The sequence below is a fragment of the Bacillus sp. K2I17 genome (assembly GCF_002209985.1).
In the GTDB taxonomy this organism is placed as follows: domain Bacteria; phylum Bacillota; class Bacilli; order Bacillales; family Bacillaceae_G; genus Bacillus_A; species Bacillus_A wiedmannii.
Genome location: NZ_NJGF01000070.1, coordinates 1 through 11,633, shown reverse-complemented (window position 1 = coordinate 11,633; position 11,633 = coordinate 1). Strand labels below are relative to the sequence as shown.

12 protein-coding genes and 2 pseudogenes are annotated in these 11,633 nt (G+C 33.8%); 1 reads left to right on the top strand and 13 read right to left on the bottom strand.

Going from position 1 to position 11,633, the window contains the following annotated elements:
• Nucleotides 1-23 precede the first annotated feature (23 nt).
• Nucleotides 24-926, top strand: a pseudogene (locus CER22_RS29800) (IS4 family transposase); the annotation flags it as partial.
• 249 nt (nt 927-1,175) lie between these two features.
• Here the strand turns inward: CER22_RS29800 and menA are convergent.
• The 13 genes and pseudogenes from menA to CER22_RS32790 form a co-directional block, all read right to left on the bottom strand.
• Nucleotides 1,176-2,087, bottom strand: a complete 912-nt coding sequence (gene menA, locus CER22_RS29795) for a 1,4-dihydroxy-2-naphthoate polyprenyltransferase (protein WP_000536390.1) — start codon at nt 2,085-2,087, stop codon at nt 1,176-1,178.
• A gap of 372 nt (nt 2,088-2,459) precedes the next feature.
• On the bottom strand, nt 2,460-2,735 hold the full coding sequence (locus CER22_RS29790) for a hypothetical protein (protein WP_088610352.1): 276 nt from the start codon (nt 2,733-2,735) through the stop codon (nt 2,460-2,462).
• 239 nt (nt 2,736-2,974) lie between these two features.
• Complete coding sequence (locus CER22_RS29785) at nt 2,975-3,859, bottom strand: alpha/beta hydrolase (protein WP_088610351.1); 885 nt, start codon at nt 3,857-3,859, stop codon at nt 2,975-2,977.
• Nucleotides 3,860-4,026: 167 nt separating this feature from the next.
• Entirely contained in the window at nt 4,027-5,022 is a 996-nt protein-coding gene (locus CER22_RS29780) for a CgeB family protein (protein ID WP_088063943.1), read from the bottom strand.
• 288 nt (nt 5,023-5,310) lie between these two features.
• Nucleotides 5,311-5,910: a DJ-1/PfpI family protein gene (locus CER22_RS29775; protein ID WP_088610350.1), complete on the bottom strand. Its 600-nt coding sequence runs from the start codon at nt 5,908-5,910 to the stop codon at nt 5,311-5,313.
• Nucleotides 5,911-5,965: 55 nt separating this feature from the next.
• Entirely contained in the window at nt 5,966-6,949 is a 984-nt protein-coding gene (locus tag CER22_RS29770) for a phosphotransferase enzyme family protein (RefSeq protein ID WP_142293599.1), read from the bottom strand.
• A 321-nt stretch (nt 6,950-7,270) separates the two neighbouring features.
• Nucleotides 7,271-7,927 carry a uridine kinase family protein gene (locus CER22_RS29765; protein ID WP_088610349.1) on the bottom strand — a complete coding sequence of 219 codons (657 nt, stop codon included), beginning with the start codon at nt 7,925-7,927 and terminating at the stop codon, nt 7,271-7,273.
• Nucleotides 7,928-8,232: 305 nt separating this feature from the next.
• Complete coding sequence (gene arsC / locus CER22_RS29760) at nt 8,233-8,637, bottom strand: arsenate reductase (thioredoxin) (RefSeq protein ID WP_088063945.1); 405 nt, start codon at nt 8,635-8,637, stop codon at nt 8,233-8,235.
• Between the two features lie 25 nt (nt 8,638-8,662).
• Nucleotides 8,663-9,703, bottom strand: a complete 1,041-nt coding sequence (arsB, locus tag CER22_RS29755; RefSeq protein ID WP_088610348.1) for an ACR3 family arsenite efflux transporter — start codon at nt 9,701-9,703, stop codon at nt 8,663-8,665.
• An 18-nt stretch (nt 9,704-9,721) separates the two neighbouring features.
• Nucleotides 9,722-10,159 (bottom strand): ArsI/CadI family heavy metal resistance metalloenzyme, encoded by a 438-nt coding sequence (locus CER22_RS29750; RefSeq protein WP_088610347.1) that lies wholly within the window; start codon nt 10,157-10,159, stop codon nt 9,722-9,724.
• A gap of 60 nt (nt 10,160-10,219) precedes the next feature.
• Nucleotides 10,220-10,525, bottom strand: a complete 306-nt coding sequence (gene arsR, locus CER22_RS29745) for an arsenical resistance operon transcriptional regulator ArsR (RefSeq protein WP_000046014.1) — start codon at nt 10,523-10,525, stop codon at nt 10,220-10,222.
• 372 nt (nt 10,526-10,897) lie between these two features.
• Nucleotides 10,898-11,422 carry a nuclear transport factor 2 family protein gene (locus CER22_RS29740; protein ID WP_088610346.1) on the bottom strand — a complete coding sequence of 175 codons (525 nt, stop codon included), beginning with the start codon at nt 11,420-11,422 and terminating at the stop codon, nt 10,898-10,900.
• Nucleotides 11,423-11,563: 141 nt separating this feature from the next.
• Nucleotides 11,564-11,633, bottom strand: a pseudogene (locus tag CER22_RS32790) (nuclear transport factor 2 family protein); the annotation flags it as partial.

Here is an 11,633-nt window from a genome sequence, read left to right as displayed (position 1 = left end):
TAGAGAGGTGTTTTTTTCGTCTCATTCTAAGGGTTCACTCCAATAGGAAAGGATGGCGTTTTTTATCTCCAAATACCTTACGGGATCTTGCAAAAGATGTTGGCTTTGTACAACGAACCAGTAAGTACCAAGCAAAAGATTTAGTAGCTTTATGTGTATGGTTGAGCCAAAATATAGCTATGACTTCTTTAACTCAGTTATCTAGCTGTTTAGAAGCATCAACAGAAGTACTCATCAGTCCTGAGGGACTGAATCAACGGTTTAATAAGGCGGCCGTCCAACTTTTACAACACCTACTAGCCGAACTACTAAGCAAAAAATTGGCCACATCTATGCAGATTTCTTCTCCATACACTTCTGTTTTCAAGCGTATTCGTATTTTAGATTCAACTGCATTTCAACTCCCGGATATATTTTCATCGGTTTATCCAGGTGCAGGAGGATGCAGCCATACAGCTGGGATAAAAATTCAACTTGAGTATGATTTGTTAAGTGGACAGTTTCTACATATTCATACAGGTCCAGGTAAACAACATGATCGCACTTACGGCTCTCTGTGTGCCCCAACTGTGACAGCGAATGATTTATGTATCCGAAATTTAGGTTATTTTCATTTAAAAGACCTTCAATATATACCAGATAAAGAGGCCTACTATATCTCTCGTATCAAGTCGAATACACGTATTTATCAAAAAAATCCTCATCCTGATTATTTTCAAGACGGAAGAATTAAGAAAGGTACAGAGTATATACAGATAGATATGGAGACGTTAATGAGCTCCCTTCAACCAGGACAAACATGTGAAATAGCTGATGCTTATGTAGGAATGACTGATAAAGTCCCAACTCGTGTGATTGTTCATCGACTAACAAAAGAACAACAACAAAAACGATTACAAGATCAAGTTGTAAGAGAAAAAAAGAAACAATCTTGCTTATCATTGACGTAACACGGGCTTAGCTTGATAGCGATGGGGTACCGCCACATACCCATCAAGCTAAAGATGTATATTCCATGCACTTCCGTTCTTGATGCTCACATGCTTGATATTTTTATTTGTTTTTAAAGTTTGCTTTTGATTAAAAGGGAAAATATACGCTATAAAAATAAAACCCCAATATCTCTATATTAAAATCGAGAAATCGGGGTTTAGTCACGAAACAATAGTTTTTATTTAAAACAGATAACTAATTAATAATCCTGCCGATAATAAGAAGCCAAAAATCGTATTTGTCATCGCTGTTGATTTCATTGCGATGCGCATATACCCAGGATCCTTTGCTCCTTTTTGGAAACTTTGAATTGCAGAGATTGGTTTTCTCAAACCTAGGAACATAACTAATGCCCAAGGGCTTATATAACCCATCAATACAATCACCGCGATCCATAAATAAGCAATGAAAAAGGCTACAGCTAGTGTTACTATTGCTTTTTCTCTACCGAGGAGGATTACTAATGTCTTTCTTCCACCTTTAATATCCTCTTCGATATCTCGGATGTTATTCGACATGTTGATTGCACCGACTAAAATTCCAATTGGAATGGAAATCAATACACTTTCAATTGTTATCGTATTCGTTTGAATAAAGAAAGCGATGAGTACAAAACATGTCCCCATTAACAATCCAGAAACTAATTCTCCAAATGGAGTGTACGCAATTGGTAATGGACCACCTGTATATAAATAGCCAACCGCCATCCCAATTAAACCAATGACGACTAACCACCAACTGCTATTCATACAAATATAAACTCCAATAATTGCTGCTACTACATACAATAAAAGCGCAACTGTTAACACATTTTTTGGTTTCAATCCGTGACGGACAATTCCACCACCGATGCCAACAGAATCAGCGGTATCTAATCCACGTTTGAAATCATAGTACTCATTAAATAAGTTCGTTGCGATTTGCAATGCTAAACATGCAACCATCATCGCAATAAATAAAAGCCAATGAATGTCTGTAACATAAAGTGATGCTACTGTTCCTAAAATTACAGGAGAAAACGTCGCCGTTAATGTATGCGGGCGCGTCATCTTCCATATTAATTTAGCGGAACTAATTTCTTTTTCTGTCCCCATAAATCTGTTCAATCTCCCTACATTTTAAGTATAAATTACTAGCAGTATCTTTCTATCTATTTTCTGCTTCACATCTATTATATCAAAAAAAGAATTGGCGATAGAACTTTAATGCTCTTGCTTGCACGATAACTTTGCATCTAAATATCATTTTTTCTAATATGAGGTGGTACCCCTAATACCCCAGAAGAAAAAGAAGAGTTTGAATCCTTTAACGTACAGGGCGTTCCATATATCATTGTAAAAGATCATGAAAATAACATTCAAAAATTAATTCTTGGATTCAGCACCCAATCATTAGAAGAGGCTATTTTATAATAATCATCCCCAAAAAAGAAACGAACATATATGTTCGTTTCTTTTTTATGGTGCTTAATGCTCAAGAAAACTTATAATCGCATAAGTATATAGAACGACTAGAGCAAAGGCACATATTCCCATAATTATAATCGCTAGTGCGCTTTTCTCTTGTCTAAACCCTATAATTCCAAGAATAAATGCACTCAACATTGTTACCTTAAGCATTGTAGAAAGGTTGGGAATTGAATATCCACTCAACCAGGTAGAGAAACTTACAATTACAGAAAAAGAGAACAAAGTTAGAACAATAGATAATATATTAATGTGCTTCCCATACTTCAGTTGCATTTCGCTAGCCTCTTTTCATTAGTGAATAATAGGTAGGTGACTATATTTTTATTTTATTCTAAATTTTCTTGAAAATATACAACAAAAAGAAGAGGTTGTCCCAAAAAGTCGCTGAATAGTTACTTTTTGGCAACCTCTTTTCTTTATTTTTTACTTTCCTCTAGTTTAGAGATACTTGTTTCTTTTTCAGGTAACGTATCAAGAAAATCCGTTGCTCAAATGCGAACAACGGACCTTCTTTATATGAACCAATGTAAAACATCCTCAGCAATCTCTTCCGGTCTATCCCAATGCATTAAGTGCCCTGTATCGCTATAGAGCTTAGTCGTAATATCAATATGCTTCCTAAATTCTGCAATTTGCAATTCCCTTATTTCTAAATAATTATGTGGCAGATCATAATACAATAATAAAATATCGCTTTTAATTTTATGCGGTTTCAACGTTTTATACACCGTATATTGAAACTTAATTACACTTCTAGCGGTATCGCCAGTAGCATGCCATTTCACTTTATTATCTTCTTCTCGCATTAAGTCATAAACCGCACGTTCTATTAATGGTGACCACCTGCTGTAAACCATTTTTTCTGATTGGATGAATGCTTCTTTACTGTCAAAAATGTATTCATCAAAATCTTTTTCGTAATGGGTGATTTCTTCTTCTAATGAGCGCGGTGGACACTCTCCTTCTTTCGCACCTTTATATAGCTTCGCAAAATAATCTGCATTCATTTTGCCATGATGATAACCACCATCTAACAATACCATTTTATTCACTTTTTCTGGACATTCTGCTGCATAGTGAAGCGCAACGCTTGCTCCCCATGAATGTGCTACTATATGAAATGTTTCTTTTCCTAGCTGCTCAAGTAATGCTACTACCCATTTTGTTAAATGAGATGCACCGTAATCTTCATCCTTCCCGAAACTTGGTGTTTTCCCATGTCCAGGTAGATCAAACGATACAATATGAAATTTATCTTTTAAAAGTTCCGCTATTTCTATAAAACTTAATTTTGTACTTCCTAGACCATGAAAACAAATGATTTGAGGATTACTTTTATCTCCCCATTCACAAACACTTGCTTCATATTCACCAAATTCTACAAAAAAGTGATTCATTTTTAATCTCCTCTAATTGTTAGATATAAATTAGTTTGAATGTAAAATTGTTTTTTCATAATAAATAAATTCAACAAAATTATCCAAATCCATTTTTCGTAAATAATTTTTATAGAATACGAGAGTTAGAAAGCACCAAATGCTTATCATTTCAGTTAATGGTTAGACTACATCTTCACGCCTATGAAATTAATATAGTTTAATAATTGTACTATACGTCTATCGTAAGTGTGATTTTTCAAAGTTTTATCCAGTCCATTTTTTGCTATTTGTTTTCTTTCTTGTACATGTTCCAAATAATACTCCGCTTTTTGTATAAACTCCCGTGCACTATTAAAAGTTTCTATTTCAACACCTGGTATGTAATGCTTTGCTACATCTGGTCGTATATCAGTTAATTGAAAAGAACCTACAGCATTGATTTCAAAAGTCCTATTATTTACTGAATATGCTTGGATGTTTGCGGCATTACAATTCAATTCTTTATCATTTGGTGAACGGTGTAAATTTATATTGATTTTAGTCGATACGTAAAATTGCAATGCATCCTCATACTTCGCAAGTGGCAATAGTTGTATTTTATCCTTTAATCTTTCATAATTCTTTAACTTCTCCCAACCGAACCCCACAATTTTTATATTTTTTTCTGCTAAATACTCTGAAATAGAATCAACAAAGGTAAGTCTATTTTCAAATGCTGTGCCTATAAAACTAAGATCATACTTATATGTATCTTCTTTCTGAGAAGGTTTAAACACATCTTGATTTGCTGCTAACGGAAGATGAAACACATTCTTACATCCTAACCCTCTATAAAACTTGATACAATTTAAATCTTGCGTAAATATGTAATCATAATACGGCACAAGATGTTGTGTTACATCCGTATAATACGGATCATCTGTCAGCCAAAGTCCAGTAGTAAAACCCGCACTCTTTAGTACTGGCATGACACTAATAATTCCCTCGTTTAAACCACCGAGTACCAAAATAAAATCCGGTTTCATTTTTAATGCGGTTTCTATCGCTCTTTCTGGGTTCACCATAATTGTATTACTGTTTACCTTTTGTAAACTATTCAAAATTGCTGCTTCGATCATTGGGTAATAAAAAGGAATTCCTGATTGAATAAATAAAATTTTCTTAGGCGTATTGTCTTTCATGTCATCCCCCCTATTTCTACATAATCAAAGTGCACGAAAATTAGCAGTCTTTATTCATTTTATGACATCTTACTTTACATGTATAAGCAACGTTTATGTCCATTATGTTGCACTTCCCTCATTTTAGAAGCTGTCACGAAAGGAATAAAATTAGGTTATATTCAGCCCAATTATTAAACATAGAGAATGAATACATAAAAAAAAAAGAGCCTGCTCGTATAAGTTGGCTCTTTCTCTTTTACAATATCTAATACGCTATGCAGCAAAAAAACTATGATTACGGTCAAATTACTTCCAAACAACACCTCGCCGCTCATATTCCATTCTATATTCAACAGCAGCTGCAATTTTAGGACTTGCGAATCTTTCCGTGATCCAAAGTCCTAAATCAACTCCTGAAGTAACTCCTCTTGCGTTAATAACATTCCCTTGATCCACAATTCTGTAAGGAAGCAGTTCTGCTCCATATTCACTCATTTCATTCTGCGCCAAATGATGCATTGTCGTCTTTTTATCATTCAATATACCGGATGCAGCTAGTAACATACCTCCAGTACAAACTCCAGCAACGATCGTTCCTTCATTGTGCATCTCTCTAATTATTTTAGTCAAAGTACCAAGCTCAGCTTCCTTTCGCGCCCCATGTTCAGCTTTATGATTCCAGCCACCACCAGGCACAATTAATAAATCTGGGCGATTATCCATTCGTAAAAAATCATGTAGTTTCACCGTAACTCCAAATGAAGTAGTAACTTCTTGTTTCTGTACACTTGATACGAGTTCAACCGTAAATGGAGCCCCTTCTTCTATCGCTCTTTTCAATACTTCAAAAGGTGCAAAGGAGACCAGTTCTCCAAAACCATCAAACAATACAATTTGTATTTTCATTTTTTGAACACCTCATATGCTTTCTTTTTCGCATCCAAAATTAAGAGAATAAATGTTATCTACAAATTAACAATGAAGATTGTCTTTCTCCTCTCACTCTATAAACTTCCAAATGTTTTTCCAATTCCCTCTCATCACTTATTACAAGTAGCGTTTTCTTCACAAAGTTCCAATTTAAACTACCGGATAACCATAATAATGAAGAAAGCCTTTTATAATCATTTGATGTTAAAATATTATGGGCCTTATACCCTTCTAAAAATGCTCTAGCAACTTTCGAACATACTTCATGCGACTCTATTCCTTCTGTCCGGGAATACCATTTTATTAAAAAGGCTAAACCTTCAATACGATCTACATATCCAATCGATTCAAAATCTACAATCCCTTTTACACATTGATTTGAATCCCATATGACATTTAAAGGATTTAAATCAGTTTGTACAATAAACTCCAAATCACTCGTATGTGCGCATTCTATATGATACTTAGCTAAATCCATATATCTCTGCAATTCCTTGCGTGTACCACCTTTATTTTCTAATAATCTTATAAACTCACCATATCCATCTAAATGAGATTTCTTTTGAAAAATCGGGCTTTGAAACGTACTAGAAATATCATGTATCTTTCTTGCTTCCTTTCCAAAGACTTCTGCCATCGTTTCTGTGCAATAAGTGACATGTTCCCCTTCCGTCCAAGTAGACAATACAAACCGGTACTGTTCCTCATTCCAAGTGAGTAATGTAAAGGACTCTCCCGCCCTATTCTCCTTAATCTGCATAAATGGAATTCCATGCTCTCGTAAATAATACGTAAACCGTACTTGCTCTTTCAATTGTTCATTTGATAACGTCCCAAAGGCCGGATTGCTTGTTCGATTGCTATTTATAAACCGTGCGGAATACCGATCTCCATTTACGATGATTTTATAGTGTAGATCTGTATGCCAACTGTTCTTATGTAGTTCTTCTTCAACTACTAATGTATGAATTTCTTTAAAGTAGTTTATTAATATGTCTTTTATTATTTGTTTCACCTTATTCTCCTTACATACAAAAATTCATTTTTGTACTTCCGAATAAAAACCTTTTAAAGTGAGGATTTTTAAGATACACCTAATGTATTCAAATACAGAATCCTATCCTACTGTGAGTAATAATACAGTTATGTAATTTTGCCGCCAAAATTACAGTAGCCTTCTATCTATGTAGATGAAAGAAGGCTACTAAATCTTTTAAAAAAATCTAGTTATTTCATAGTGAATATATTAGTGATTAAATAATACATTTGTTTAATACAAGTACTAAATAAGAAAAATTAACCGTCATAATGCAATTAACAAATTGAGGATTTTCATTTAAACTTTATAAAACTCAAATGTATTTTTTTCTAAACATATTGTTTCATCAGAAATTTTGATAATTATATCAAAACGCTGACTATACGAATGCATAAATACTTCATATTGAATCCGGCGTTCTTCATGAGACTGCCTTAAATAATTTATATCGGCTCCCCTTTCAGCTATATCCCGGCTTGATCTTCTCATTAGTTCCGTTTCACCATCTGTATAAAAATAAATTTTCAAATCAAATAAATCAGGATTAATAAATGCGGCGCTCATTCCTTCCACAATCGTTACTTTATTTTCCGAAGAAATCAACTTACTTTTCATATAATGCGTATCTATCGTATAAAAATCTAGCCCAGCTCTAACCATATGAATATCTCTTTCTAAAGCTGTCAAATGGTGCGCCGCTGGATGACAAGCTGTCATTTTATAACGATGATTTTCATTTTGATATGTATAGTGAATCACTGCATGCTTGCGGATATCCGAACTAACAATGTAAGGATCTGTATTAATATAATTTACTTCATTTTGGTTTAGTAGCTTTACGAGTCTATTAGCAAACGTCGTTTTTCCAGCTGCACCATGTCCTGAAATACCGATAACAATTTGTTCATCTCTCATCTTTAACCAATTTATGATTTCTTGTAACAACTTATCCATCATTCTCCCCCTTGCGCTAATATACTACCCTTTATTTTAATATCCAAAAATCCCCTTATTTAATTATACATAAAAAGAAAAAGATAGCGTGATTATTCATCATACCATCTCTAATTCTAAACAACTTTATTATCTTTTAAATGACTTTATTATTTGTGAACACCTACATGATTAAATATATTTCTAACTTTATCAATCCAATAGAATATCCTCTATTTTTCGGTAATTTATGCGAACCAATGCAGTCATGACTAATAAAAAAAAGCCAATCCCCTATACAATAGAAGATTGGCTCTTTCCTTTATTTACTCCCCTGTTTCAGAAAATCGTTTTATACGTTCTCCAATTTCATCGCGAACACGTTGAAATTCAGACCACTCTTTTCCTGCTGGATCATCGAATCCCCAGTGTACACGATTAACGTGCGGAGGTGTGGAAGGACAAACAGAATCTGCATGACTACAAAGGGTAACAACTAAATCAGCGTTATTTAAAATATTTGAATCGATTATATCCGATGTTTGATTCGTTATATCAATATTTACTTCGTTCATTGCTTTAATAGCATTTGGATTTACTCCGTGTGCTTCAATTCCTGCAGAATATACATTCCACTTATCACCTACATATTGTTTGCCCCATGCTTCTGCCATTTGGCTTCGGCATGAATTTCCTGTGCATAAGAAATAGACTGTCTTTTTGTTTTCCATGTTGTTTTCCGCCTTTGTTTTTAAATTATACTGGTTGATCATTAAAATATTTACGCTTAAACCAAAAAGCGACATTTACAAGTGCAATCATTACAGGTACTTCCACTAACGGACCAATAACAGCTGCAAATGCTGCGCCTGAATGAATACCAAACACACCAACTGCTACAGCAATTGCTAACTCAAAGTTATTACTACCTGCTGTAAATGCTAACGTTGTTGTCACCGGATAGTTTGCACCAATTTTCCTTCCCATAAAGAAAGAAACAAAAAACATCACAATAAAATAAATGAGTAATGGAATTGCTATTCTTACTACATCTAATGGTACGCTAACAATCATTTCTCCTTTTAAAGAGAACATAATGATGATTGTAAATAATAATGCAAGTAATGTAAGTGGACTAATCTTCGGTATAAACACCTTTTCATACCATTCTCTTCCTTTTAACTTAACGAGTACAAAACGTGTTAACATACCTGCTATAAAAGGAATTCCCAAATAGATAAATACGGATTTCGCTACTTCTATCATTGTAATATCAACAATAGCCCCTTCAATCCCTAACCATTCTGGAATGACTGTTACAAACACGTATGCATAAACGGAGAAGAATAACATTTGAAATACTGAGTTAAAAGCTACTAAACCTGCAGCATACTCTTTATCCCCATCTGCAAGGTCGTTCCAAACAATTACCATTGCAATACAGCGTGCTAAACCAATCATAATGAGCCCGACCATGTATTCTGGCTTATCAGGAAGAAAAATAATTGCTAAAACAAACATAAGTACAGGTCCAATAATCCAGTTTTGTACTAAAGATAAAACCAATACTTTTACGTCTTTAAATACTCGGCCCATTTCCTCATAGCGAACTTTCGCTAATGGTGGATACATCATGACAATTAAACCAACAGCAAGTGGAATAGACGTCGTTCCAACTTGTAATGTATTTAGTCCGTCTACTACACTAGGAAACACAAACCCTAAACCAATCCCAACAGCCATAGCTAGAAAAATCCATAGTGTTAAATATCGATCTAGAAAAGATAAACGTTTCATTTTATTTTCCATCTCCTATTAACAACAAGAATTTTTTTCTACTACGTTAGAAGTCGTGCAACAAGAAGGCTCTTCAATTTTATGAACATCACTATGTGCTTTCGTATAAAAGAATTCCCACTCGTTCCCATCAGGATCTGTTACCCAAAACTTATCTTGAACCGCATAGCAACAAGTCGTATCCATCTCATCACGTGCAAAGAACCCTTCTTTTTCTAATCTTTCTTTATGCAATGTAATTTCTTCAGCTGTATCCACTTGGAAACCGAAATGATTTACTTGATTTCCCTTCACTTCATCTCGTACGTTCAGCGTGAAGTTAAGTCCTGGCGTCTCTAATAAAAATTTTGCATAATCCACTTTCACCTTAACTGGTGAAACATCAAATACCTTTTCGTAAAATTCAATAGACTTCTCTAAATCCGTAACATTTATACCAACGTGAACATATCTCATAGCTAATTCCTCCTCTTTATATTTCATTAATCAATTTTTTTTGATTAATGGTGCAAAATTTTAACAGCAACTACCTTTGCCTGTTTTTCTAAAGATACAGCATAATTCTTCTGATAATAAATTATTTACTTCCGCATCATTTAAATCATAATAACTCCACGTACCTTTTGTTTCTTTTACAATTAAACCTGCATCTAATAAGATCTTTAAATGATATGACAACTTAGATTGCGTCATTTCAAAAATCTCTGTTAAATCACATACACAAGTCTGGCCTCGCTGGCAAAGTTCATACATGATTTCTAGACGCTTCTGATCCGCCAACGCTTTAAACTTTTTCTCATAGAGCTGAAAATCTTGTGCCACTGTAGTCACTCTCCCTTCATCAATTTTTTTTGATATTTATAGTATATACGCAGATGAGTTCTATATGCAACTAATTCATCAATTTTTTTTGATTTACCAAAAAAACTTCCTCTTCAAAATCTATACTTGAATACTTTTTCTTGCTCAATATAAAATAGCTTTCTTACAAATTAATACGATAATTTAATATTAACATGGTGCAGTTTCAGGGGTAAGTTATCAGAAAACATATGAAGTAAGCACTCTACAAATGATAATATATTAAATCTCGTTAAAACAAAAAGATATGTCCTAGTAGTATACCTAGGACATCCCCTTCATTTTATAATTTCTAGATTCTATACATCACTAACAATTGAATATACCTTCTGTCTAAAACATAGTATTATCATTAGCTGCCTCATTTGGAATCTCTTGAATTACATCCCAGTGTTCAACAATCTTACCATTCTTTATACGAAATATATCGACTATAGCAACTCCCTTATCTTGAGAATTAGTACGAGAATGTACATGAAGAGCAACTGTATCTCCTTCTACTACTACTCGTTTAATCTCTGCAGAAGAATTAGGATTTTTAACAAAGTCCTCCTTAAAGAAATCCATGAAGGCTTTTCGTCCGTCAGCAACAAAAGGATTATGTTGCTTATAATCTTCACTTACATATTTAGGGATAATATCGATATCATGTTTGTTAAAAACTTCATTATAGAAATCAACTACCATCTTTTTATTCTTTTCATTTTCTGTCGCTTCTTTCGATACCGATGCAACATTCTCACTCTTTATTGAGTGACCTTTGGTATTACCAGTTGAAGCTTGAAATATCAAAGTCGACACAATTCCTAAAATAAACACAGAAATAATTATTACTATTAAATTTTTCTCTACTTTCATTTATGCCTACCTCTTCTAATCGTATAAGTTATCTTCCATAACACGCTTGAGAAGTAGAAACCTTCCCAAAAATGTAATGTGAGGGGGAATGTTAGAAAATTACACTCCCCCTTATACAAGGCATGTTAGAAACTAATAACTCTAACTTAATACCTCATTAACAGTTGCACTGTCCACAATTTGAATAAACTTCTTAACCTTATCGTTCTCA